The following is a 24,696-nucleotide window of genomic DNA, read 5'->3' on the forward strand; positions in this document are numbered from 1 at the left end:
CGGTTAGCTTATGGTGCTCGGTGCGGCAATGACCGCTGTGGCCCCTGCAAGCAAGGTGAGCGCCAAGACCCCGGTAAGGAGCGCAACTGGACGCGCGAAGCCAAACTCGAATTTGCCCAAGAGGGAAAAGTTGCAGACCTCTTTGGTTGTCCAGCCATACTCTTCCGGATCTTTGTCAAAAAATGGCCATGCCGCGCCAAGGATAACGATCACCACAAAGGCAAAAAAGAACCAGCCATAAAAAACGTGGTCAAATCCAGCGGCAAAATCGACACCTTGGCTTTGAGCGATGTAAACCGTGCCCCATGCCCTGATCCCGTTTGCGATGATCGGCACAATGATCGAGGCAGCAAAAAATGCAATTCGATGGGACCATTTGGTAAAGCGGGTAAACATCACAAGAACTGCAAGGGTTATCATCGCGATGAGAAAGCGGACCCCTGAACACGCTTCTGCTACGACGAAAAGGCCGACCGGCGTATCGATATAAATCCCGTCGTAAAAGGCCGGAATACCGCTCCATTGGGTGAGCACAATCGCGATTTCTGCGGTTATGACTTGAAGTGGCTCAATAATTTCGTCCCCGAAGGGAACGAGGAACACACCAAAGCAGAGCGGTAACGTGAGCAAGACGCTTACCCGCGGACCCAAAGCAGCAATCACCAGACCCTGAAGCGCGCCAACGGCGCCTGCATGGGCAATCAGGTTGGCACCCATGACCCTTCCAATTAGCCAAAGCCCTAATCCTGCCGCAACAACTGCTAATCCAGGAAGCCAAGGCCGGGGGTCAATTCTGGCAAGTTCACTCGCTTTGAGGGCAACAAGCCAACCGATGATAATGGGTACGAGTAAGATGTGTGAATATGTGTCGATGTTCCACCACTGATGGAGCATCTCGGCCCATTCGCGTGCTGTGATGGTGAAAAGGGTAAGAGTGCCCAAACACATTAGGCACAAAGCCTCGCGCCAAGAGGGGCTTATGCGCGACCACACAGTGCTTTTGTCGGCCGGGTCAAGCGACGCTTCATGCTGCATCACGGGCCCCTTTCTCTAAAAAACCAACAAAGTCGGCTATAGGCGCTAAGGTTGCGTCCCAGTCGTGATTGGCCAAAACAAAATCTCGTGCGGCTTTGCCCATCGTGGCTGAGATCGCCGGGACCGCCCTCATTTCATCCACTTTCGCCGCAAACGCATCGACGTCCGCTTCGCAAAGCATCCAGTCGCGGCCATCTTGTGCCGCGATACCGGTTGCAGCTTGGGGTGTGAGGAGCACAGGCTTTTCCATCGCCATGGCTTCAAGCACTTTGTTCTGAACGCCGCGCGCAATCGTTAGAGGGACAAGAACACAATCGGCAGCCGCAATGAACGGCCGCACATCAGGCACCTCTCCCCAAATCGTCACCCCGTCTCTTGCCTCGTCCTGAAGGAGCTTGGTGGGATTGCGGCCTACGATGTGGATTTGGGCGCCAGGGTTAAACCGCTGGTATGAAGCCCAAAATGATTTGATAGCCCAGAGCGCGGCCTGTTCATTGGGAGGGTAATCCATCTGTCCGGTAAAGACGAAATGAGGGCCGGGACGCGACTGAATATCGGCGTCAGGCTTTGTTTTTGCTGGATCAAAAAACACAGCGTCAATTCCATTGCCAACCACCTCAATATTGGCAGCAGAAGGGTCTTTCAGCCGTAAGCGGAACAGCTGCGCCTCATTATCGCTAATTAGGATCGTGGTATCAGCCCGTGCTGCAAGGCGTTCTTCTTCTTTAGCGAGCAGACGCCCCTCACGTTTGTTGAGCCACACTCTCTGACCCGCATCGGCGTAGTTTTCAAATTTGGCGCTATCAACATCGCATAGGTCGACGACAACGCGGCCTGCGAAATCATCAGGAATGTACTGACCCATCTGACCGGAGAAGACAAAAATAGTCGATATCGGGCGGGCCGCCAGTGTCTCGCGCACCCAATTTTCAAGACGCGCGCTGTGAAAAGCTGTAAGGCTGACAGGCTTGCCGGAAAGCACTGCTTCAACACCTGCGAGCACCAAAGGCTTGCCGCGATTGACGATGCAATGCGATGCCGAAATAGCCTCGACATCTGTGCCCCCTGCCCAGTCTTCATCCGTTTCAGCAAAACAAGCCACATGCACAGGGGCAAGGCTCGCCAGCTTTTTTAACAAATGACAACTGCGGATCTTGTCACCACGATTGGGGGGAAATGGCACGCGGTGCGCAAGGAAAAGGATCTCGCTCATCAAACAGCACCCTATGCAAGGCCGCGAGCTATAAATGGCCCGATGGTGTTAGCGATGGGCAAAGGAAGCCTTTTCCAAAGGTCTATTTTTCGGCTGTAAGCCTCGCTCGTCGGGTCCACATCACGGGCCTCTGCGCCCGGAGGTGTCCACATGGAGTACGTGAAAGGCTGAGGATCAAAGCCCCAGTTTTTCTTGAACTTGGCAGGCCCGCTACCAACCTTTGAGCGGCCAAAATCAAACCGCTTCATTCCGCGCGCACGGGCATGGCGCATAAGCTCATAATACATCAGCTCATTGGCTCTCGCGCCCCTCGCAGCAAAGTTTCCACCACCCCAGAAAGGCAAAACTGCACCGCCGTGATAGAATGAAAGAACACTCGCAAGCGGTGCTCCATCACGCGTAACAGTGAGGATATCGCTCTCCTGAGGGAAGGCATCCAACATTTCGCGAAACAGCCGTTTCGAGAAGACTGGCGTTCCAAGGTTGCGCACACTTTGCGAGTATGCAGCGTAGTGAGCCGCCAAGTCTTGCGAAGACCGACCAATACGCACTTCTAACCCGTTTTTGAGGCCCTTTCGCACCTCCGCGCGAGACTTGCGCGGAATTGCCAGCAATTCAGCTTCGTCATCGGCAGCAAGATCACGCTCAAATCCGCAATGCTTACCCGTCACAGTTTGCCAACCCTCCGGGGTAATGCCACCGCGAAGCTCAACGCTGCTGGACCCGGCGCTAAGGGCATAGTCTTGCGCCGCTTTAGCCAGAATATTGGCTGCCTCAGGGGTATCTGCGCAGATACCACCCCCCACTCCAAATCCGCTCGAAACCAGCGCTTTGCCAAACAGCATGGAACGAACATCTGTGAGCGGCAACCAACCCCGGATTACCCCGAGCTGCTCAACAATAAAGCCACCGCCTCGTTGACCCGTCGCGCGCTCGACTGCCCGCAGCCATGCGGTGCGATGAAAGACACTTGCACCGATTTCCGCCACAAAAGCATCGACGCGCAAACACTGTTTTGCATCGGCAAGATCGACGCGTTCAGCTTTCAAAGCAAGGCTCACCGGCACGTTCACGCGGGGGAGCTTTCGCTATGGATATTCGGCACAAAGTCAAAAGCACGACGCGCCTCAATCTGGGCAAGCGCATCCATTCGGCCCCACTCGAACTCTTTCACAAGCCTTGAAAGCTTGCCTGCCATCTTGTCGAGATTGGTGTAATGCCTCAACTTTGAGCGAAGAGGAGCATTGGGTACTCGCGGCTGTGCGGGGTCGACTTCCCAGGGATGGAAATAAAACACGGCCGGGCGCTCATCCTCTCGGTTCACCTGAGCAATCGCCCAGCGCGAAAATGCATAGGGAAGCACACGGAAAAAGCCCCCTCCCCCTGCGGCCAAACGACGTGACCCAAGCAAGGCGGTCGTGACCGGGATCTCCACCATGTCACAGCCTGCAACAGGCCGAAATGCAAAGCGCGGCGCTTCGCGCCAACCATAATGGTCATGCACAACAGGCGCGACGCTTGATGAGTATTGATAGCCCTGCGCTGCGAGAACTTCGAAAGCCCACTGCGAGCGCGGATCAATCGAAAAGCTGGGTGCGCGGTAGCCAATAACCGCTTGTCCTGATGCATCTTCAAGGATTTCGCGCGTGATGCGGATATCTTCTGCAAACTTCGCAGGATCCAAAGTGAAAACGCGCGCATGGTCGAAACCATGGCTAGCCACCTCATGACCAGCATCAGCAATCCGGCGGATCACTTGAGGACAGCGTTTGGCCACCCAACCCAGAGTAAAGAAGGTCGCGCAAACACCTGCATCCTCAAACAGGTCAAGGATACGTGCAACATTGCTCTCGACCCGCAAAGCGAGGTCGTCCCAATCATCACGCTTGATCACGTTTTCAAACGCGCCAACTTGAAACCAGTCCTCTACATCGACGGAAAGCCCGTTGACGATAGGCTGTTTCACAGCGTCTTTGAAAGGGATCGGGCTTTGAGCGTTCATCGACCTTGGAGCCTTTGCTTGCAGTTAGGCCGCCTCACGCGACTTGTCATCCTCGAGCCACTCGATGAGCATTGTCATCACGTGCCGGAATGAACGCTCTTGCTCTTCAAGACGCGCCTCGATCCGGTTCAAAGCATCGCTAAGGTCCTCATCACCTGCCGATTGCGGCATTTTGAGTTCAGGCTCCGCACCCGCAGCTTGAAGCTCACCGATGGCAGCTTCGAGCTCAGCTGCACGGGCATCGCGTTGAGCCATCATGGCTGCCACTTCGGTTGCCGGTACGCTCTCAATCTCTGCCTGAGCATCAAGTGCCAATGGCTCGGCCGGAGCTTCCGGTGTCATCACTGGTCTTGGTGCGGACTTGAATTCAGGGACGGGTTTCTTGACGACCGGTTCTGGTGCCTTCACCGCAGCGGGCACCGAACGAGCGCCAGAGCCACGATGCTGGTCCTCCGCCATCTCATCAAGAACCGCGGTAAGCATGCGCAGCGCGATTTGGTCACGCTCTTCAATTGCCCCAAGCAAAAGGACCCGGTTCATGATTTGGTTTACACGCCGGGGAATGCCCCCCGTCGCCTCATAGAGCGAAGGCAGAATGCCCGCTTCAAGCGAGGGATGGTTTTCCCAACCCACATGCATCAGACGGTGGTGGACATAATCCTCCAGTTCCTCTGCATCGAGCGCTTCAAGGTGATGCGAGGCAATGATCCGCTGACGCAGCTGATCAAGATTAGGGTGATGCGCCAGGGTTCGGCGGAATTCAGGCTGACCCAACAAAAGGCTCTGAAGCAAAGGGTGTGAGCCTAGTTGGAAGTTAGAGAGCATGCGAAGCTCTTCGAGCGCTGTAAACTCCAAGTTCTGGCATTCATCCACGATCAAAAGGCAACGGCGACCCGCGCGCGCTTCGTCTTGAAGGAATTGCTCAATAGCCCCCAAAGCGCCCGCTTTGTCCTTGCCGTCGACCGGGATGCCGAAGCTTTGAGCCACAACATGGATCAACTCTTCGCCGTCGAGCGCCGATGTTACCACCTGCGCCACCGTGAGCGCATCGGGATCGATGCGTTCCATCAAGTGCGCCACTAATGTGGATTTACCGGCTCCCACCTCGCCAGTGATGACGATAAAGCCTTCGCCCTGATTGAGACCGTATCCAAGATAGCTCATCGCCTTTTTGTGGCTAGCGCTCTCGAAATAGAACTCAGGATCAGGGGTTAGCTGAAACGGTCGTCCACTGAAGCCGTAATATTGATCGTACATTTCCCTAACGCTCCATCGATCCCTTAGAAGTCATACCGCAGGCCCAGCAAAGCTGAGGCATTGGTGAAGTCTTCATCGGAGAATTCGCTGTCGATATAATCCACTGCAACCGCTGCTCGTGCTGACAGTCTACCCGCGATAGAGCGGCTGTAGGCGGCAGATGCACCCAAAGCAGTGAGGTCACCATTTTCGTCGCTGCCCGACTGGAACAGGTTGACGTAGGCATTGGTAGTCAACGAGCCACTGCGTCCGATATCCCGGCTAAGCGAGCCGGTGACGTAATAGCTCTCATCCACCACGCCATCGAGTGCTCCAAGCACTCCGCCAGCATCGGCGATAAAGCTGCGGCGGTCATATCCCGCCCCAAGCGCTGCGTTCAAGCGGCCGATCTTCTGCTGGTAACTTGCAGCAACGCCGCGCCCACGGAAAGCAGAGCTGCGAATAGAGCCGAGCGGATTGACAAGACCAAGGCCCTCATTGCTCTGCACAAGACCACCAAAGTCGCCTGAGAATGGGTTGCGCTGGGCTTGGAAATCGCTTGAGACTTGTGCAAGCGAGTTGTTCAGCACACCGCCAAAGCCGGAAATGCCATCATAGACCTGAACAGCAAGCGAGCTGCGAGAGCTCGGCACATAGCTGAAGGTGCCGTAATATGTCGTGCTGTCATAGCGGCGACCAACTCTTGCCTCGAGGCTAGTGCGTGGGCTTGGGCGCCACAAAACGCCAGCATCCCACAAAAGGCCATCGACCTCGAATGCAACAACGCGATCAGACGCGCTGTCGGTCACAAACCTGCCATCCTCGTTGCGGATAGGATTTCCAGCTGCGTCCAATAGTGCATCGCGGTTTGAAACTTCCACATCCTCATAGCCCGCACCGCCAACAAGGGCGAGCGTGGGCGTCACAGGAATGGTCACGTCCCCGCGAACATAGACATCACGCACCCGCTGATCGAGGTTGGAGACATCTTCTTGATATCCACCAGCGCTAACCGCCAGGCCTACGGGCAGAATATCGCCAGGGGCCGTACCAATCGCTGCACGCCCGCCATAGGTGATGCTGTCATCAAAAGTGTCGATTTGTTCGCCATTTGAGTTGAATACGGCGCTGTCTGCCTCGAACCGGTTGTAGCCTACGCGGGCGTTGCCTTCGATTTCCAGCGCGCCGGCGCGGGTCTTGAATTCAGGCCCAACAAAGGCGCTGTAAACCTGATTGGTGGCCTCGTTGCTGACCAATGGGTTAGCTGAAACAGCCCCGCCCTGATCTACGCGTGTACGACTTGCCAGCGCGCCTGCCTGCAAGGTCAGCGCTTGCGGCACGACGGACAAATAGCCGCGCGCGATACCGCTTATTGTATCTGAATCAACATCATCGTCGCCATAACTAAAGTTGCGTTCGTAGCGCAGCGAAACCGACGCACCGCTGTTGCGTCCGCGCACGTTGGTGTCGATACCCGCTGCAACCTGCGTAAAGGTCAATTGATCGCTTACTGGCGAGAGTTGTGCGGTGAGGATCTGCGAAACCTCAATGTATGGCTGCACCGTTACAGCGCGGCCTTCGCGGCTCTCTTGCTCTTCTTGAGCAATCGCAGGTGTGGCCATCGCAATAAGAGCAACGCCGGTGATGAAGCTTCCAGTTAGGGTACGCATTTTCATTCCTCCCCTTCGCCATAATAGTCGCCAAAGCGGCGGCCTGACGGGCTGAATTGGGTCGCATTAAGAAGAAGTTTTATGTCTGAGCAGGCAGACAAAAGCTGCACCGCGTCATCGAGTGCCGCGCGGCTTGTATCGTCCGCGCGAACCACCAAAACGGTCTGACCAACATGGGCTGCAAGTTCTGCAGCGGGTGAGGCAGCCAGAGCTGGCGGGGTGTCAAAAATCAAAAACCGATTAGGCGCACCGCGCGTTAAACGATCAAGCACCTCGCCGGTGCGATTGCTGGTTAGATATTCCAGAATCTCGCGCGCTGCTTGTGCCAGCTGGCAGGATAAACAGGCCTGGAATATCGGTCGGAGAAACCAAGTCTTCAGGTCGCAGGCTCTTGTCAGATAGCGCGTCCATCAAGCCTACGCCAAGATCAACATCAAGACGCCGGGCGACTGATGGGTTCATCACGTCTGCATCGACCAAAATGACTTCGACATCGCGTTCAGCAGCCAAAGCAATGGCTAGGTTCATCGCGCAATATGTCTTGCCCTCATCAGGGTGCGGAGAGCTGACGAGAACACGCCGTGCGTTATCGTCACCTGCATGACGCGCATCGGCGAGCAATTCGCGCTTGATGATGCGGAATTCTTCGAGAAGTCCGGTCACAGGCGCTTCTGGACAGATCAGGCCTTCATCTTCCAAAACTTCGCGATCGATGTGAATTCGTGGGCCGCGAAGAGCGACGGCACGTTCGGGCTTGGGCTGAGAAGGGGGCTGAGAAGGGAGCTGAGAAGCGGGCTCAGAAGGGGCAGGTGCGCGGTGTTGAAGCGCATCTTCGTAATCCCCTTGCGCAGGCGAGAACTGAGGCGGCACAGCGGCGGCTTGCCGTTTTGCTGGTGGCACAAAGGGACGCGGTGCCTTTGGCAGGTTTGAGGGCACCGGGCTGGTGCCGAAACCATCCAAGCCAAATACCGCATCGGCCCGCTCAAGAAGCGAACCACGGCCTCTGACAGGCTTGGCCCCTTTACGGGTGAAGTTGCTCTGATCCGTCATCTTTGTCCCTTCACACTATCGTCCCGATCGAGACGACCTCGATGACTAAGAGAATGGCGAGCACGCCGAAGAGACCAGCAAAGGCCCCGGCAAACTGCTTGGTGCGCCGTTTACGCAAGGATTGCGCTGCGTCAGAAAGGTTCAGCGAAACAGATCCGATAACAGGCAAGCCCATAGACTTTTCAAGTTTCTGGGCGGTCACAAAGCCTGAACGCAGTTGGCCAAGAACCCATGCGACACCCACTCCTGCACCGATCCCTGCGATCAGCACGCCGAGCAGGAGGAGCGGACGGTTGGGTGCTGCTGGTTTTGGGGAACCACTGGCGGGTCGACTAGGTCGAACTTGTACTGGCTCGTCTCATCCACGACGTCGCTGCGGGTCCGCAATTTCTCGCGGTCTTCAAGCAGCCTTTCATAGTTGTCGCGCAGCACTTCGTAGTCACGGCTGATGCGATTGGCTTCAGCGGCCACCGCGGGTTCCGTCGCCTGGCTCGCAGCAAGCGAGGCCAATTGCGACTGGAGCGCCGCGCGGCGTGATTGAAGCGATTCTATAGAAGCCTGACGATCAGCACGCAGTGCCAAAAGCTGAGTGTATGCAGGATTGGGCGTACCAATGACCTCATTGGGTCCGGCACCGGCGACCTGTTTTGTGAGAATTTCGACCTGCCTTTTGGTTGAGACCACATCAGGGTGCTCCGCAGTGAGACCTCGAGAGCGCAATTCAGCGAGCTGCGATTGCGCTTGAAGCAATGCGGCTTGCGGCCCAACAGCCTCAGCAGAGCCCACGATCGTGCGCGGCGTGCTTGATATTTGCGAATTCATCGCCGCAAGCGCGCTTTGAGCAGCGGCCAAGTCAGCATCAATATCACGCAGCTCCGTGCGGGATTGCTGGACACGCGTAGAAAGTGTGGCAGTGCCGCCGATAAGGTCTGGATATTGCGCCTCGAATGCCAAACGGCGTTCCTCAGCCTCTTCAAGCTCCAGTTTCCGCTCATCGAGCTGTTCGTTCAGGTCATTAATCGCACCGCTGATCTCGGCTCGATTGCCCGAGATGTGCTCTTCGCGGAATATATCGAGAAGCTTTTGCACGACATCGCGGGCAAGTACCGCGTTCTCAGAATCGCTGAGACCGCCCTTCCCGACAGTTGCGCTGATTGAGAACAGAGCGTCCTCTTCGCTTTCAACTTTCACGTCTTTGGAAAGCGCTGCGATGGCTCCTTCAAGCTCTGTGCGATCAGAGATCCCATCGCCAAGTTTTGTCGTGGTGATGACTTTCTCAAGGTTCACTGAGCTTAGAAGCGTCTGACGAACCTTCGCGATTTCGTCCTTGCCATCTCCTGCAATGCCGAGCTGTTCAGACAGAACATCCTCAACATCAACAAAAATACGAGCCTTCGATTCGAACGTATTTGGAATAAGCGCAACGACGAGCCAGCCCAGCAGGCAGACCCCCCAGGCAACGCCAAGCGCAATCCACCGGCGGTGCCAGACAGAATAGAGCGCTGCGCGCAGTTCTTCGAAAAGCTCGTTCATTGTCCCGTCCGCGCCCCTTTAGAACCGGCTCTCGGGGATGAGGATCGTGTCACCCGGTTTAAGCATTACGTTGGCAGAGCTGTCCCCGCGCTTCAGCAAGTCGGACAAACGCAGGCGATATTCCTTTTGCATTCCCGTTGCACGATCGATCCGAAGCAATTTGGAACGATTGCCCGATGCAAATTCACCTAAACCGCCGACAACAATCATTGCATCAAGCACGGTCATATTGGCGCTGTAGGGGATAGAGTTCGGGTCCGCTGCCGCGCCCACAACCTTGATTTGTTGATCAAAGGTTGAGTTAAAGTCGGTCACGATCACAGAGACGATGGGTTGCTCAATATATTGAACAAGCACATCGCGGATGTCGTCCTGAAGCTGTGTTGCGGTTTTCCCAACCGCAGGCATGTCACGCACCAGCGGAATAGTGATCCGGCCATCAGGGCGCACCTGAATGTCCTCAGCGCTAAGCTCTGGATTGCGCCACACATGAATGTTGAGGCTGTCACGCGGCCCGATAAGGTACTCGGTCGAGGGCGCTAGCTGTCCGTCCGCATAGCTTGCAGAGGGAAGCTCAGGGCCCGTCCCCGCACAAGCTGCAAGCGCCGTTGTCGCAATACATGCGCCAGTAAGACGAGCAAAAATGGACAATTTCGACATCGATGCAATTCCTTAGGTCTTTGATGCGGGAGCCTCTGCAAATGTGAGGAGCGACCTCACGCAGAAGGGTTTTCCCGCGAATGACCCGGAGTTACTCGCCGATAATGGTGAACATAATGTTAGTGATGATGGGACTATTGCTGCTTTATCCCATTTCGGGACAGGCGAATTAATGAAGTTTAAACAACGACCTCGGCCGCTGGGCCATGCCCGAGGAAGTTCGCTGGCGATGCTGTTGCACCATATGCGCCAGCGCAAAACACCGCGACGATGTCCCCTACTTCTGCTCTGGGCATCTCAGCCAAATCAGCAAGCCTATCAAGCGGAGTGCAAAGACATCCAACGACGTTGACGATTTCTGCCCGACTGGCCTCAAATCGCGAAGCAATGGCGACCGGATAGTTTCGTCGCACCACAGTTCCAAAGTTTCCCGAGGCCGCCAATTGGTGGTGCAAGCCACCGTCTGTAACGAGATAAGTTTGGCCATGGCTGACCTTACGATCAATCACTTGGCAAAGATAAACCCCTGCTTCTCCAACAAGATAACGGCCCAATTCGATGCAAAGCTCGGTGTCCTGGAGATCACTTGCATGCGTTGAGACCAAACCATGCAACGCCCCTCCCACTGCATCTAAATCGAGCGGTGTGTCGCCTGGGAAATAGGGAATGCCAAACCCGCCGCCCATGTTGAGTTTGGGCAATGGTTCACCAATCTCACCTGACAAAGACAACGCCAAATTCAGGACGTTGCCTTGAGCCTCTATGATGGCATCGGCGCTGAGCGTTTGGCTGCCCGTAAAGATATGAAGCCCGCGCCATTCGGCTCCTTGTGCAATAAGCATCTTCGCAAGAGCAGGAACACGCTCAGCATCAACCCCAAATGGTTTTGCTCCGCCCCCCATCTTCATGCCTGAACCTTTGAGCTCAAAGTCCGGATTCACGCGGATGGCAATGCGCGGCGCTTTGCCGATCTTTTGCCCGATGGTCAGCGAACGCGCTGCTTCGCCCTCAGATTCGCAATTGAGGGTCACGCCGGCCGAAATTGCGGCCTCAAGCTCATCGTCGCGCTTTCCAGGACCCGCAAAGCTTACGCGCGCTGGGTCAATTTGAGCGCGCTGTAACATGGACAGTTCGCCAGAGGAGGCGATGTCGAACCCATCCACGAGGGCGACCATATGCGAGATCACATCAGGGTGAGGATTGGCCTTAACGGCATAGTTTACCCCGATTTGCGCAGGCAAAGCTGCGCGCAGGTCAGCAATTCTGCTCTCAATGTGCGCACGCGAATACACAAATAAGGGGGTGCGCCCTGCGGCTGCCACAAGATCGCTTGCCTTGTTCCCATCAATAGCAAGCTCACCATCAATCGCCGCGTAACCTAACGGGATTGGACCTAAAGGTTTGGTTTTCACTGTGCCACCCTCTCAACCAGCTCTTGATAAAGTGCGGTCCGATCAATCTTCCCATTGGGATTAAGCGGCATGGCCTCTCGCCAGTGGATCACTTGCGGCTGCATGAAATTGGGAAGTTCCTTAAGTAACGCTTTGGGAAGCTTGGATTGCTCATCCGCATTGAGGCTCCCCCTTACCACCAGATGGACGCTGTGCCCAAGGCGTTCATCGGGCAAACCTAGCGCAACAGCTTCAGCCACCAGATCAGTGGCAATTGCTGCTTCCTCGATCTCTTGAGGGCTTATGCGGTTGCCTGCACTTTTGATCATCGCATCGCGGCGGCCAATGAAATAGAGCAGGCCATTGTCCCCGCGTTTCACCCTATCGCCCGACCATACAGCTGTGCCGCCATAATGGGACCCCGCTGGCGCAGGCTTAAAGCGTTCAGCGGTCCGTTTCTCGTCCTTCCAATAGCCTTGCGCAACGAGCGGTCCGCAATGGACAAGTTCACCCTCTTCACCTGGCGATGCAATCCCTCCCTCGTCATTGATCACCATGATCTCTGCAAATGGAATAGCGGTCCCCATGCTGGTCGGATGGGTATCCACCAATGATGGGTCCAGATAGGTTGAACGGAACGCCTCGGTCAGACCGTACATGGGATACAGGTCAGCCTGAGGAAATATCTGCCGCAGATCCTTGACCAGCTCTGTTGTAAGCGCCCCTCCGCTGTTCGTAAGCCTTCTTAAGGGAGCAGATGCAGCCTCGTCCCAATCAAGCTCCGTCAATTGCACCCACAAGGGCGGCACTGCGGCAAGCGTTGTCACACCATGTTTTGCACATGCCTTGGCAACGTCGCGGGGAAATAGAAAGTCCAAAGGCACAACGCTCGCACCAGCATACCAAGTCGAAAGTAACTGATTTTGCCCATAATCAAACGATAGCGGCAGCACTGAAAGTGTCACATCATCGCTCGCAAGTTTCAGATAATGCGCAACACTCACCGCGCCGAGCCACAAATTGGCATGGCTCAGCACCACACCTTTGGGTCGTCCTGTAGAGCCGCTTGTGTAAAGGATTGCGCAAACATCAGAAGTATCAGCGGTTGATGGACCGCAAGTCACACACGCTTCGTATGCGCGATCTAGAACCGTCTGTTCTTCCAACGTTGCACAATCGGAAGGAAGATCACCCTCTTCTAAAGACGTAAGCCTTGATGGTGTGCCGATTAGCATCACAGCGCCGCTATCACCGATGATATGAGCCACTTGCGCGCGTTTCAGCAGTGGATTTATCGGAACATGCACCAGGCCCGCACGCGCCGCCGCAAGCGGCATCAGACAAGTCAGCTCGCCCTTTGCCCCCCATGTCGCAATCCTTGCACCCTTTTGGGTCACTTCGCTTACCAGCCACCCAGCGAGCCAATCCACACGCTGTCTTAACGCATTGTGGTTAAGGACCTTGTTCTTGAGCACCAAGGCTGGTCTTTCTCCATGCCCCTCGTCACACGCTCGTTCAACGAGGTGATCGAGCGGAAATGGGGCTGGATCGGGCTTGGCAGTCATCGGAATCCTTAAGGGCCACGCAATTAGTGATCGAAACGCGGTATCACGACACGGTTAACGACTTGCAAGAGCTGTTGGAAGATGGCTTGGCGGGAGAGATGCGCTCGCCATTTGACCGGATTGAGTGGTATGCCTTGATAGAAGAGGCGTTTAGAGAAGAGGTCTTAAGAGAAGAGTCCGGTCTGGCGCCGTTCATAGCGGCAGCGACCTTGGACAAGCAGCATGCAATCCTTGCGCTTACCGAGCGCAATGGGCTGATCGCTTCTCTTCGCAATTGGTACAGTTTCACATGGCGTGCGCTTGTTCAAGGTGGCGAGACTGGAGACCGGTTGCTTCATGAGATTGCGCGCAAACTGAAATCGCGTTCTCATCGCGTGACGCTCGAACCGGTGCCTGACGAAGACGGATCAGCCACGCGTCTCGCCGCTGCTTTTTCAAAGGCAAGGTGGCGGGTAGAAGTCACTCAATGCGACACCAATCATGTCTTACATGTCGCCGGACGGACGTTCGATGAATATTGGAGCGCGCGCCCAGGACGCTTGCGAACTACGCTCAAGAGAAAAGCGAAAAAGGTCGACACACAAGTCCTCACCACGTTCAATCAGGAAGCTTGGGACGCATTCGAGCACATCTATGGTGCGAGTTGGAAGCCGGAGGAAAATCACCCCCAAATGCTGCGCAAATTTGCCCAACAAGAGTCCGAGGCAGGACGACTTCGCCTAGGACTCGCGCACACAGCTGAAGAGGCGGTCGCAGCGCAGTTTTGGACAGTTGAAGGAGGCAAGGCCTACATCCACAAGCTCGCCCATCTCGAAGGAGCGAGTAAACTCTCAGCAGGCACAACGCTGTCTGCCAAACTCTTCCGACATGTGATTGACGAGGACGGCGTCGAAAGTGTCGACTTTGGCACCGGTACACAAAGTTATAAATCGGATTGGATGGAGGCCACGCGCCCACGATATCGTATCGATTGCCTTAATCTTGCAGCGCCGCGCGCTTGGCTTGAGCTTGCACGTCTCACAGCAAGACGCCTGAGCGACCCAAATCCCCCAGCGCTTGCACCTTCCCCTCCTCAAGGCTAAGTGGCCCCTCGCTCTGGTGCAAACTGAGGGAATTTGGGTCACATGATCGAAGAAACAGATCAACCAGCTGAAACTGATACTTTGGCTGACACAGGTAAGATCGATACTGAGTTAAAGTCGATCATTTCAGATGTGTTGGGCATCGATGCTGAGCAGGCGGACGCTCTTGATGCTGACAGCGGGCTGTTTGGTCACCTTCCCGAACTGGATTCGATGGCCGTTGCCGGCCTCCTCACAGAGATTGAAGACCGTCTCGAGATCGTGATTGAGGACGAAGATGTGGATGGCGAAATGCTTGAAACATATGGTGGGTTGCTCGATTTCGCTGTGACGAAACTGAACACAAAAGCAGAAGCGGAGTAACGCACCGTGGAGGGCACCCAGGCGCGCATGATCGCGACTTGGCGAGCTCCGCTTAAGGGCGAGAATGTCTCTGAAGAGTTGCTTGTGTCCTTCGACAAGGGTCGCGAGAAACGCATCTTGGTGCTGCCTGCCCTATTTGACGAAGCCAACAAATTGCGCCGTTTTACTGTGCAATTGATGCGCGCTTTGGATGCAAATGGGGCAGACTGCTTTTTGCCGGACTTGCCAGGTTGCAACGAAAGCCTTGTTCCTCTTGAAGATCAGACACTTCACAGTTGGCGTTTGGCGGTGGCTGGCGCGATAGAGGCGCTTTCAATTACGCACGTCCTCACGATCAGAGGTGGAGCGCTTTTATCACCCGCGACAATTCCCGGCTGGCAATATGCGCCAGTTTCAGGGCCGAAGATATTACGCGGCCTTTTACGGGCCCGATCAATTGCTTCAAAAGAAGCCGGACTTGAAGAAAACAATGACCAGATGCTCGATACAGGCCGAAAGGAAGGCCTCATGCTCGCAGGCTGGCCCATTGGAGCTTCAATGCTGCGCGAGTTGGAAACCGCCGAACCAAGTCAGCCGGCTTATCAGCGGATCGTCTCACAAAAGGATGTCGCAGGCGCAGGATTATGGCTCCGCGCAGAACCGGGTGAGGACAACGAGGCGTCCGAGGCGCTTGCAGCGCTTATTGCATCGGGCGAAGGATCCACCCAATGAGCCGCCTGCAGTTCTCCTTTGGTTGCAGGGGCCTCATGCTTGCAGGGTCATTGGACACTGCGCCAGGCGTAACAGGATTGCTAATCGTTAACGGTGGCAGCGAAATTCGCTCCGGAGCATTCTCAGGACAATCACACCTTGCAGCTTCGATCGCCAAGAAGGGCTTTCCCGTCTTTCGATTTGATCGCAGGGGGACAGGCGATAGCGAAGGTGATAATCGAGGCTTTCGCAAAAGCTCTGGCGATATCGCCGCCGCGTTAGAGGCGTTCCACGCTATGGCACCCCAGGTCGAGAGGGTGTTTGCCTTTGGGAATTGTGATGCAGCTTCTGCGTTAATGCTATCCCAAGGCGATGGATTTGACGGGCTCATCTTGTCGAACCCCTGGACATTTGCGGATGAACCAGAGGAAACGGGTCAACCACAACATAGCCCCGATGCCGTGCGTGCCCGGTACGCCGCGAAACTCAAGGATCCGCGCGAAATTGCAAGGCTCCTTAAAGGCGGCGTGAACTTGCGAAAATTGGGTCAGGGTATCGCGAAAGCTATGCGTCCAGATCCTAGTCCAAGTACACTTTCACAAGATATGCAAAGGGGCCTCGAAGCCTTTGGTGGGAGCGTTCACATACTGCTCGCCAACGCAGACCGAACTGCGAAAGCTTTTGAGATCGGTTGGGACGCCAAAGACCCTCGCATTAGGCGATGCGTTGGAGCAAGCCATGCCTATGTCGAGCCTGCACACCGCGAATGGCTGGAAGCCCAAGTCTTGTCCGCCTTGCGAAGTTAAACTGACTTAGCGCTCAAACAGGCTTACTAATTCTACATGTGTTGACCAACGGAACTGGCCCACAGGACGTAAGTGTTTAAGCTTGAAACCCGCTTGAGCAAGAAGGGCCCCATCCCTCGCCCAACTCGACGGATTACAGCTAACATACAGCACTTTTGATAAATCGCTCGCTGCAATATCAGCCACTTGAGCCTTCGCACCCGCTCGTGGTGGATCGAGCAGCACAGCGTCAAACCGGCTTAACTCTGTTGATTGCAATGGATTGCGAAAAAGATCGCGGTGCAGCGCGATCACCTTACCCCCGGTTCGACCGCTTGCTGATTTACAAGCAAGATGCGATGCTCGTTCTGCTTCGACAGCGAGAACCTTGCGCCCTTCCACCCGCTTTTTGGCAAGAGCAAATGCAAAAGTTCCAAGACCGGAAAACAAATCTGCCATAACCCGCGCATCGCCAAGCCATTGGCCCGCATCTGCTATCATACGCTCTTCGGCATCCGTGGTTGCCTGAAGAAACGAACCTGGCGGAAGGCCGATTGGAAGGCCTGACATTGTAACGGTCACAGGTTCAGGCTCCCAAACGGTCTCAGGCCCCAATCCTTGATCCACTGTGACGCGGGCAAGGTCATAATTCTTTGCAAACTCAAGAAGCGCCTCGGTCGCATCCAATCCTTCTATCGGGAAATGCGCAAGACCTAGATCCACCCCTTGATCACACTGGGTCAACGCCAAATCCACATTCCCTTTGGGACCATGGCTCGCCACCAAGCGCCGCAACGGTTTTATGAGCGCGGCCAGCTCAGGGGCAAGAACCGGGCAATGCTTCAAATCAACCAACCTGTGTGTGCCCGCCTCACGGTAGCCGATAATCGCGCGTCCTTGCACATTAAGCGCGTGAAGCCCTGCACGGCGTCTGGATGCAGGCGGTGATAAGTGCTCTTTATGCAGATCGCCAATCACCAGCCCTTGGCCTTTCGCAGCGTTAACGACACGCTCGCGCACAAATCGCGCGAGCACCTCATCATCGCAATGCTGCAACTGACAGCCGCCACACTTGCCAAAATGCTCGCAGACCGGCGTCACGTGGTGAGGTCCGTGCGTAATCGCTCCATTGGATTCGACCCGGTCACCAGGAGCGGTTAGTCCGTGATGCGAGCCATCTTCAGCAACACCGTCACCCTTTGCCGCAATGCGCACGATCTCTTGAGCTTTGCTCACAAACACGTCTCCAAAGCTGAAGAAACAGCTTTAGCCAATTCGAGCGGAGTAAATGCACAACCGCAAATCTGCGCGGCCTCACCGTGGAGCCAGACAGCCTCGCATGCTGCTTCAAACGGATCTGCACCGCCGGCCAATCGGCTGAGCGCTATTCCGGAGAGGACATCCCCACTTCCTGCAACCGATAGCCACGATGGAGCCGGTCTGGCGATGCAAAGGCGGCCATCGGGCGCAGCGATCACAGTGTCCGGCCCTTTGGCAATCACCACCATATTGGCCGCTCTGGCTAGCGTTTGAGCTTTGGTGCGGCGTCCCTTTGTCACGATAGAAAAGTTCCGACACATTGCCTCAAGCTCTCCGTCGTGCGGCGTGGCGATGACAGCGGCGGTGTCGGATACCATTGCCGGCGTCAGCAAATGAAGGGCATCTGCATCGGCCACCACCGGCTTTTCAGCTGAAAGTGCAGACCTCAAGCGCCCCAGAGCATTTTCGCAACGTCCCAGCCCCGGCCCAATCAAAACAGCGTCCAATCGCTTGTCTCGCAATACGCTATCGAGATCGCCCGTTTCTTGGACTAAACTTGGGTCTCCAGCATGTACCGGTGCGCAAGCGGCAAGCTTGATATACCCCGCCCCTGCCCGCATCGCTGCCTCAGCAGCCAACCGCGCCGCGCCCGGCATTTCGCCCTCAACTACCAATCCCAGGCCGCGGGTGTACTTATGAGCGTCGTTTGCAGGCGCGCATACATGGGGTCTCGCAAGCACTTGCGCACCACCTTCAACCCCGCCAATCCCAATGCGCACAAGACGCTGGACCCCCATGTTCACGCGGCCGGGGAGCGAGAAATGGGCGAACTTCCAGGCCCCTAAAGCGAGCGTCACGTCAAATTGCGGCAGTTTTTCATTGAGCATTTCCCCGCTGTCACTGGCAATGCCGCTCGGAAGATCAAGAGCTATCGCAAACCCGTGGCGTTCAGCGAGATCACGCAAGAGAAGCACATGCGCGCCAGACAAAGGTCGCGACAGCCCAGAGCCAAAAAGGCAATCGACAAAGACATCACCTTGGGTTTTGCCCCCTGACGTCAGGACCTCCCCTCCCCACAGGCCGAGCGCTTTTTTGGCTGATGGTGTTTTCGGAGGTTCTGGCGCTATCACATTGACGCTCAGGCCAAACTTCTGGAGGCAATGCGCAATAACATAGCCATCACCGCCATTGTTCCCAGGACCACAAAGCACTGTCACGCTACGCCCTGCGGCAAGACGCCTGATCCATTCCGCTGCTCGGCTTGCGGCCACCTTCATCAGGTCGAATTCGGGCATACCGGCATCAAACAAGCGCTGTTCAGCCTCACGCATTTGCTGCGCGGTCAGAATTTGGTTGAGATTGGAGAACGCGGTCACCGGCCTTGTCTTCAGGCTCCTGAAGCGGGTGGCACAGGCATCTTGTAGCGGTCGCCAGCCACCGAGAACTGCCAAAAGCCGCCTTGTGATGGTTCAATCATCTCAAGCTCTTCTGCACCGTCATTGAGAATGATGCTGCTTGCATCTTCGCTCACAGAAAAACGCCGAAATCCGCCATCGGGATGATGGATCAGGAAGTCCCCTGCTCCCGCTTCACCCATCCATTCAAGCGTGCAGTCACTCGCCAAATCAGCCGCCCCGCCAATCGCACATTCAAGAGTGTCACCCTCAGGCTCAGGCGATTGTGCCGCTTCGCAAGCCGTTAAGAGCCCGACTAAAACAACGCTGCTAAATATCCGCAAATACATGGGTCTCTGCCTTCGCTCCAGGATGGGTAAGAGCACCATCACGTGCTGGCCCCACGTTTTGAGCATAGCGCCAAAGGGCGCCGGATTGATAGTCATTGCTGCGCGGCTGCCATGCCTCTTTGCGTTTGGCGAGCGTTGCTTCATCAACCTCAAGATCAATAGTGCCAGCTTCCGCATCGATGGAGATGGTGTCGCCGTCCTCGACCAATGCGATTGGTCCGCAATCGGCTGCCTCTGGGCCCACGTGACCGATGCAGAAACCGCGGGTCGCACCTGAGAAACGACCATCGGTGATAAGCGCAACTTTCTCGCCCATACCCTGACCGTATAGCGCAGCGGTGGTGGAGAGCATTTCGCGCATTCCGGGGCCGCCTTTGGGCCCTTCGTAGCGGATGATGATCACGCTGCCCTCTTCAATGTCGCGTTTCTCAACTGCGGAGAAAGCATCTTCCTCGCAATCGAAAACGCGCGCGGTTCCAGTGAATTGCAATCGCTCCATGCCAGCGACTTTCACTATGGCTCCATCAGGCGCGAGCGAGCCTTTAAGGCCGACAACACCGCCCGTTGGCGTGATTGGCTTAGCGACGTCGTAGAAGACCTTTTGATCGGGGTTCCAGGTGATCTCTTCGATGTTCTCACCCAGGGTCTTACCCGTCACCGTGATCGGGTTGGGATCGAGGAAGCCGCCTTCGAGCAGCGTTTTCATGCCCATGTAGATACCGCCCGCCTCATGCATATCCTTGGCGACATACTTACCACCAGGCTTGAGGTCAGCGATGTAAGGCGTTGATTTGAATATCTCGGCTACATCGAACAGGTCAAAATCAATCCCCGCCTCGCTCGCCATAGCTGGCAAGTGAAGCGCGGCATTGGTGGAGCCGCCGGTTGCCGCGACAACGCGCGCGGCGTTCTCAAAAGCTTCCTTTGTGCAGATATCGCGTGGGCGCAGGTTAATCTTCAAAAGCTCCATCACCTGAGCGCCAGCAGCGCGCGCAATCTCTTCGCGTGATCTGAAAGGAGCAGGCGCCATATTGCTGTTTGGCAGGGATAATCCGATAGCCTCGCCCACACACGCCATGGTGTTTGCTGTGAACTGACCACCGCAAGCGCCGTGGCCGGGACAAGCAACCTTCTCGAGCGCGATAAGCTCCTGAAGCGGGCAATTGCCAGCGGCGTGCTGTCCCACGGCCTCGAACACGTCGACAACAGTCACATCCTCACCCTTGTGGGTGCCAGGTAGGATCGAGCCGCCATAGACGAAGATCGAGGGCACATTGAGGCGCAGCATCGACATCATCATACCGGGCAAGCTTTTGTCGCAGCCTGCAAAGCCAACCAGCGCGTCATAGCAGTGCCCGCGCACGGACACTTCGACGCTGTCTGCAATCACCTCGCGGCTAATAAGCGAACTCTTCATGCCTTGGTGTCCCATCGCGATGCCATCGGTCACTGTGATCGTGTTGAACCGGCGCGGGGTCCCTCCGTTCGTAATTACACCTTCGCGGCAGATATCAGCCTGCGCGTTCAGGGTGGTGTTGCAAGGCGCGCTGTCATTGCCTGCGCTTGCGACCGCCACGAATGGCTGCGCAATCTCTTCCTCGGTCATGCCCATGGCGTAGTAATACGAGCGGTGCGGTGCGCGCTCAGGACCTACGGAAACGTGGCGCGAGGGAAGTTTGGATTTGTCGAAAGACATATTGTTACTCTTAGAGCTGGAATTGCGACACGGCCTGTGCCCTTAGGCAAGCTCTTGTGCAACCCTTGACGCGACTTTGGCAAGCAACTGAGCCCAGTGTTTTTGCCCCTTGGGTGTCGCAATGAGGTCCTGCCGGATCTCTGTCGCAAGATATGGTCTGCCGAAGGGCTCGGCATGGCGGTTCATCGTCGCATTCAATTGGCGGCCTGAATAGGGCTCATTGTCGCCGACAGTGAAGCCTACTTCGCGAAAGAACTGGATAGCGAGGCGCGCGGCGCGGTCGTCTTGGTTGCAGAGGAACGCTATTTCCCACGGGCGCGGTTCATCGCTGGTGGCAAGCTTTGGCGTGAAGCTGTGCAGCGAGATGATGAGGTCGGGGGCGCGCTCGTCCAACCACTTTGCCATCGCTTCGTGATAGGGTCGGTAAATGCCGTTAAGACGCGCCTCGACATCGCAGCCGATGTTGCCGTGGATCGTGTGGCCGTCGCTCTTCTTTGGGACAACGTGCGCGTGATCCTCTTCCCGGTGGAGATCGATCACAAGGCGGCTGACTGTGGCGAGATGCGCCGGAATGCCGTGGTGGGCCGCCATCTCTTCGGCAATGCCTTGAACGCCAATATCGACCGCAATGTGTTCGCGCATGAGCGCCTCGTCGATGCCGAGGTCAATACCTTCGGGGACCCGCGCGGAGGCATGGTCGGAGACGCAGACGATCCCGCCTTTTGTGGGCTCTCCGATTTGGCGGTAGGGCATGTTCACCGCAGCTTTCCAGCCATTTGCCACCATTCGGGACGCTTGCGAGTGATTGCCTTTGCCGCTTCATCGCGCGCTTCTTCACTCGCGAAGAGCGCAAAGCAGGTCGCGCCAGAGCCCGACATACGCGCAAGGATCGCATCAGTCGCGGTCAATTGCTCCAGCACGTCGCAGATCGGCAGAACAATATCGCAAGCCGGGTTCTCGAGCGAATTACGGCCAAACATAGCGATGTCCTTCGCCGATCCTTCTGGGAGCGGACCTTCATCTATGCCGTTCCATGCCTTGAACACGGGGCCCGTTGAAAGCGGAATGCGAGGGTTCACCAAGAGCACCGGTGTGCCCCTCATATCGTCCTCAAGCGGCTCCAACTCGGTGCCGGTGCCACGCCCAATCGCGGTTTCGCTGCGCACACAAGAAGGCACATCTGCGCCAAGCTTTGCTGCGCGGCTCTGCCAGTCGTCGGGAAGGCCGTGGAGGCGCTCTACCAGCCGAAAGACCGCGCCTGCATCAGCAGAGCCGCCACCCAGCCCTGCGGCGACAGGGAGGTTCTTTTCGAGGGTGACTTCCAAGCCCTCTGCACGCGGCAGGACGGAAAGTGCTTTAGCCACCAAATTGTCGAACGGGTTATCGATACCCTTCGCAAATTCACCCACGGTGATCACGCGGTCTTCCACTGCGGGTGCGGCGCTCAGCGTGTCGCCAGCGTCCACAAAGGCGAACAGCGTCTCAAGCTGATGATATCCATCCTCGCGCCTACGCCGGACGTGCAGCGCAAGATTGATTTTGGCGTAGGCGGTTTCTTGCATGTTTCAATCAACCGCGCGCGAGATAATGGGCCATGTTTTGCTCAACATGCGCCTCTAGCACGGACAACAATTCGGAATCTTGCTCGCCATCGAGGAAATCGAGTTCGTCTAAATCATCGTTCCATTGTGCATCCAAGATATCCCATCTTTCATCTTGTGACATAACTGGAAGTTCGACTCCTAGGCCGTCAAGGATCAGAGATAACCGCGCGGCAGCCTTGGTTGCTCCGACTAACCGAAGCGACGCGAGGACTTCCTTCGCATCTCGGTCACTTGAGGCTGTCAGATAGCTGTTGAACCCTCCATTGTTGGTCAATCCCATGAACTCCGCTGCAAGCGACGCGGCACGCCACTCCGTCCCAACATCACAATTATCGGGATCACATTTCAGAACAAAGTTGTTCCAAGCCTGAGTTTTGGAATCAACCAACGAGGCAATCACATATTCGGATAGTTAGGCCCACCCGCCCCTTCGGGCGTTACCCAGTTGATGTTCTGGTTGGGGTCTTTGATATCACACGTCTTGCAGTGGACGCAGTTTTGCGAGTTGATTTGGAAGCGCGGTTCTCTGCCCTCTTCCTCAATCCACTCATAAACGCCCGCCGGGCAATAGCGCGACGAAGGCCCGCCAAAGACGTCGTATTCACTCGCCTTTTGCAGATCGAGATCACCCACCTGCAAGTGAACCGGTTGGTCCTCCGCGTGGTTGGTGAAGGAATACGCCACATTGGTCAGGCGGTCGAAGCTGATCTCGCCGTCGGGCTTGGGGTACTCGATTTTCGGGTAAAGGTCAGCGCGGCCCGTTTGAGTGTAGTCAGCGTGGTGCTTCATCGCGATCGGCAGGCCGATCTTGAGCGTGCGCATCCACATATCAACACCCGCCACGATGGAACCAATGTCCTCGCCGAATTTGGCAACGGCAGGTTCTGCGTTCTGAACCTTCTTAAGCTCATCCGCGATCCAGCTTGAACGAACCGCAGGCTCATAGCCTTGAAGCTCTGGCTGGCTCTCATGGCCTTCGATTTCCGCGACAATCGCCTCGGCGCACAGCATGCCGCTCTTCATAGCGGTGTGAGAGCCCTTAATGCGCGGTACGTTTACGAAACCAGCCGCACAGCCGATCAACGCGCCGCCTGGGAATGCAAGCTTTGGCACCGATTGCCAGCCGCCTTCGTTGATGACGCGCGCGCCGTAAGCGACACGGGTGCCCCCTTCCAGATATTCGCGGATTGCCGGGTGCTGCTTCCAGCGTTGGAATTCTTGATACGGCGAAACCCAAGGGTTCTTGTAATCCAGCGCGGTCACAAAGCCGATGGCGACTTGATTGTTCGCTTGATGGTAGAAAAAGCCCCCGCCCCATGTCTGGCTCTCGCTAAGCGGCCAGCCTTGGGTGTGGATCACACGGCCTGGAACGTGTTTCTTGGGATCAATGTCCCAGAGCTCTTTGATACCAAGCCCGTAAACCTGCGGCTCACAATTGGCCTCTAGGTCGTATTTGGCTTTGATGCCTTTTGTGAGGCTCCCGCGTGCGCCTTCTGCGAACAGGGTGTATTTTGCCTCAATCTCCATGCCCGGCTGATAATCAGGCTTGTGGCTGCCATCTTCAGCAATGCCCATGTCTTGCGTCACGACGCCTTTGACCGCGCCATTGTCGTCATACATGACGCCTGACGCTGGGAAGCCCGGGAAGACCATCACGCCAAGCGCTTCGGCCTGTTCACCAAGCCAGCGGGTCATATTACCAAGTGAGCCGGTATAGCAGCCTTTATTGCTCATCAGCGGCGGCATCACGATATGCGGGAGGGACATCTTGCCGTTCTTGGTAAGAGACCAGTGCCAGTTATCGGTAACCGGCGTTTCCGCCATTGGGCAGTCCATATCGCGCCAGTCGGGGAAAAGTTCGGTGAGCGCTTTGGGATCGACCACCGCACCAGACAGAATATGCGCCCCGATTTCGGACCCTTTTTCAAGGACTACGACTTCGAGTTCTTCATTCAACTGCTTCAAACGGATTGCAGCGGAAAGGCCAGCTGGCCCGCCACCCACAATCACGACGTCGCATGGCATTGATTCGCGTTCGCTCATCGGCTCTTATCCCAATTATTAGTCTTGCGAGCATACTCGCATATTATGTGTAGACCTGCACTTGCTAAGCAGCG

Annotated in this window: 25 protein-coding genes; 4 read left to right on the forward strand and 21 right to left on the reverse strand. The window is 56.1% G+C overall.

Going from position 1 to position 24,696, the window contains the following annotated elements; translation table 11 throughout:
- Window positions 1-3 precede the first annotated feature (3 nt).
- The 13 genes from xrtA to AC0V61_RS15995 all read right to left on the reverse strand — a co-directional run bounded on the left by xrtA (window position 4) and on the right by AC0V61_RS15995 (window position 13,355).
- The gene (gene xrtA, locus AC0V61_RS15935) at window positions 4-1,035 is read right to left on the reverse strand and encodes an exosortase A (protein ID WP_486159146.1); all 1,032 of its coding nucleotides are present in this window, start codon (window positions 1,033-1,035) and stop codon (window positions 4-6) included.
- Window positions 1,025-2,248: a TIGR03087 family PEP-CTERM/XrtA system glycosyltransferase gene (locus AC0V61_RS15940; RefSeq protein WP_486159148.1), complete on the reverse strand. Its 1,224-nt coding sequence runs from the start codon at window positions 2,246-2,248 to the stop codon at window positions 1,025-1,027. The genes xrtA and AC0V61_RS15940 overlap by 11 nt, the downstream gene beginning before the upstream one ends.
- A gap of 11 nt (window positions 2,249-2,259) precedes the next feature.
- Window positions 2,260-3,321 carry a FemAB family XrtA/PEP-CTERM system-associated protein gene (locus AC0V61_RS15945; RefSeq protein WP_486159150.1) on the reverse strand — a complete coding sequence of 354 codons (1,062 nt, stop codon included), beginning with the start codon at window positions 3,319-3,321 and terminating at the stop codon, window positions 2,260-2,262.
- The gene (locus AC0V61_RS15950; protein ID WP_486159152.1) at window positions 3,318-4,250 is read right to left on the reverse strand and encodes an XrtA system polysaccharide deacetylase; all 933 of its coding nucleotides are present in this window, start codon (window positions 4,248-4,250) and stop codon (window positions 3,318-3,320) included. Before AC0V61_RS15950 ends, AC0V61_RS15945 begins: the two co-directional genes overlap by 4 nt.
- A 24-nt stretch (window positions 4,251-4,274) precedes the next feature.
- Window positions 4,275-5,507, reverse strand: a complete 1,233-nt coding sequence (locus AC0V61_RS15955) for an XrtA/PEP-CTERM system-associated ATPase (RefSeq protein WP_486159154.1) — start codon at window positions 5,505-5,507, stop codon at window positions 4,275-4,277.
- A gap of 23 nt (window positions 5,508-5,530) precedes the next feature.
- Window positions 5,531-7,156: a preprotein translocase subunit YajC gene (locus tag AC0V61_RS15960; RefSeq protein WP_486159156.1), complete on the reverse strand. Its 1,626-nt coding sequence runs from the start codon at window positions 7,154-7,156 to the stop codon at window positions 5,531-5,533.
- 2 nt (window positions 7,157-7,158) lie between these two features.
- Entirely contained in the window at window positions 7,159-7,428 is a 270-nt protein-coding gene (locus AC0V61_RS15965; RefSeq protein WP_486159158.1) for a hypothetical protein, read from the reverse strand.
- The gene (locus AC0V61_RS15970) at window positions 7,421-8,206 is read right to left on the reverse strand and encodes a P-loop NTPase family protein (protein ID WP_486159160.1); all 786 of its coding nucleotides are present in this window, start codon (window positions 8,204-8,206) and stop codon (window positions 7,421-7,423) included. The genes AC0V61_RS15965 and AC0V61_RS15970 overlap by 8 nt, the downstream gene beginning before the upstream one ends.
- 10 nt (window positions 8,207-8,216) lie before the next feature.
- On the reverse strand, window positions 8,217-8,450 hold the full coding sequence (locus tag AC0V61_RS15975) for a hypothetical protein (RefSeq protein WP_486159162.1): 234 nt from the start codon (window positions 8,448-8,450) through the stop codon (window positions 8,217-8,219).
- Between the two features lie 20 nt (window positions 8,451-8,470).
- A complete protein-coding gene (locus AC0V61_RS15980; RefSeq protein WP_486159164.1) occupies window positions 8,471-9,739 on the reverse strand; it encodes an XrtA system polysaccharide chain length determinant in 1,269 nt (422 codons plus the stop codon).
- A gap of 18 nt (window positions 9,740-9,757) precedes the next feature.
- Complete coding sequence (locus tag AC0V61_RS15985; RefSeq protein ID WP_486159166.1) at window positions 9,758-10,399, reverse strand: XrtA/PEP-CTERM system exopolysaccharide export protein; 642 nt, start codon at window positions 10,397-10,399, stop codon at window positions 9,758-9,760.
- Between the two features lie 179 nt (window positions 10,400-10,578).
- Window positions 10,579-11,811 carry a pyridoxal-dependent decarboxylase, exosortase A system-associated gene (locus tag AC0V61_RS15990; protein ID WP_486159168.1) on the reverse strand — a complete coding sequence of 411 codons (1,233 nt, stop codon included), beginning with the start codon at window positions 11,809-11,811 and terminating at the stop codon, window positions 10,579-10,581.
- A complete protein-coding gene (locus AC0V61_RS15995; protein ID WP_486159170.1) occupies window positions 11,808-13,355 on the reverse strand; it encodes an acyl-CoA ligase (AMP-forming), exosortase A system-associated in 1,548 nt (515 codons plus the stop codon). Before AC0V61_RS15995 ends, AC0V61_RS15990 begins: the two co-directional genes overlap by 4 nt.
- A gap of 26 nt (window positions 13,356-13,381) precedes the next feature.
- On the opposite strand from AC0V61_RS15995, the gene AC0V61_RS16000 reads away from it, so the two are divergent.
- The 4 genes from AC0V61_RS16000 to AC0V61_RS16015 are packed head-to-tail and all read left to right on the forward strand — an operon-like array spanning window position 13,382 to window position 16,296.
- Window positions 13,382-14,437, forward strand: a complete 1,056-nt coding sequence (locus tag AC0V61_RS16000) for a GNAT family N-acetyltransferase (protein ID WP_486159172.1) — start codon at window positions 13,382-13,384, stop codon at window positions 14,435-14,437.
- 42 nt (window positions 14,438-14,479) lie between these two features.
- On the forward strand, window positions 14,480-14,800 hold the full coding sequence (locus tag AC0V61_RS16005) for an acyl carrier protein (RefSeq protein WP_486159174.1): 321 nt from the start codon (window positions 14,480-14,482) through the stop codon (window positions 14,798-14,800).
- 27 nt (window positions 14,801-14,827) lie between these two features.
- Window positions 14,828-15,511, forward strand: a complete 684-nt coding sequence (locus AC0V61_RS16010) for an alpha/beta hydrolase family protein (RefSeq protein WP_486159176.1) — start codon at window positions 14,828-14,830, stop codon at window positions 15,509-15,511.
- A complete protein-coding gene (locus AC0V61_RS16015) occupies window positions 15,508-16,296 on the forward strand; it encodes a hydrolase 1, exosortase A system-associated (RefSeq protein ID WP_486159178.1) in 789 nt (262 codons plus the stop codon). Before AC0V61_RS16010 ends, AC0V61_RS16015 begins: the two co-directional genes overlap by 4 nt.
- A gap of 6 nt (window positions 16,297-16,302) precedes the next feature.
- On the opposite strand, the gene AC0V61_RS16020 is transcribed toward AC0V61_RS16015, so the two are convergent.
- From AC0V61_RS16020 to AC0V61_RS16055, 8 genes are read right to left on the reverse strand one after another with little or no spacing between them, the layout of a single operon-like run.
- Window positions 16,303-17,511, reverse strand: coding sequence for a class I SAM-dependent RNA methyltransferase (locus AC0V61_RS16020; protein ID WP_486159179.1), 1,209 nt, complete (start codon window positions 17,509-17,511; stop codon window positions 16,303-16,305).
- On the reverse strand, window positions 17,508-18,911 hold the full coding sequence (locus AC0V61_RS16025) for an NAD(P)H-hydrate dehydratase (RefSeq protein WP_486159180.1): 1,404 nt from the start codon (window positions 18,909-18,911) through the stop codon (window positions 17,508-17,510). Before AC0V61_RS16025 ends, AC0V61_RS16020 begins: the two co-directional genes overlap by 4 nt.
- Window positions 18,912-18,922: 11 nt before the next feature.
- A complete protein-coding gene (locus tag AC0V61_RS16030) occupies window positions 18,923-19,279 on the reverse strand; it encodes a hypothetical protein (protein WP_486159182.1) in 357 nt (118 codons plus the stop codon).
- Window positions 19,260-20,975, reverse strand: coding sequence for a dihydroxy-acid dehydratase (ilvD, locus tag AC0V61_RS16035; protein WP_486159184.1), 1,716 nt, complete (start codon window positions 20,973-20,975; stop codon window positions 19,260-19,262). Before ilvD ends, AC0V61_RS16030 begins: the two co-directional genes overlap by 20 nt.
- A gap of 42 nt (window positions 20,976-21,017) precedes the next feature.
- Entirely contained in the window at window positions 21,018-21,728 is a 711-nt protein-coding gene (locus AC0V61_RS16040) for an N-formylglutamate amidohydrolase (RefSeq protein WP_486159186.1), read from the reverse strand.
- Between the two features lie 2 nt (window positions 21,729-21,730).
- Complete coding sequence (locus tag AC0V61_RS16045; RefSeq protein ID WP_486159188.1) at window positions 21,731-22,537, reverse strand: 4-(cytidine 5'-diphospho)-2-C-methyl-D-erythritol kinase; 807 nt, start codon at window positions 22,535-22,537, stop codon at window positions 21,731-21,733.
- Between the two features lie 7 nt (window positions 22,538-22,544).
- The gene (locus tag AC0V61_RS16050) at window positions 22,545-22,967 is read right to left on the reverse strand and encodes a DMP19 family protein (protein WP_486159190.1); all 423 of its coding nucleotides are present in this window, start codon (window positions 22,965-22,967) and stop codon (window positions 22,545-22,547) included.
- An 8-nt stretch (window positions 22,968-22,975) separates the two neighbouring features.
- Complete coding sequence (locus AC0V61_RS16055) at window positions 22,976-24,622, reverse strand: electron transfer flavoprotein-ubiquinone oxidoreductase (protein WP_486159192.1); 1,647 nt, start codon at window positions 24,620-24,622, stop codon at window positions 22,976-22,978.
- Window positions 24,623-24,696 lie beyond the last annotated feature (74 nt).

Source organism: Erythrobacter sp. JB1-4, assembly GCF_057365025.1.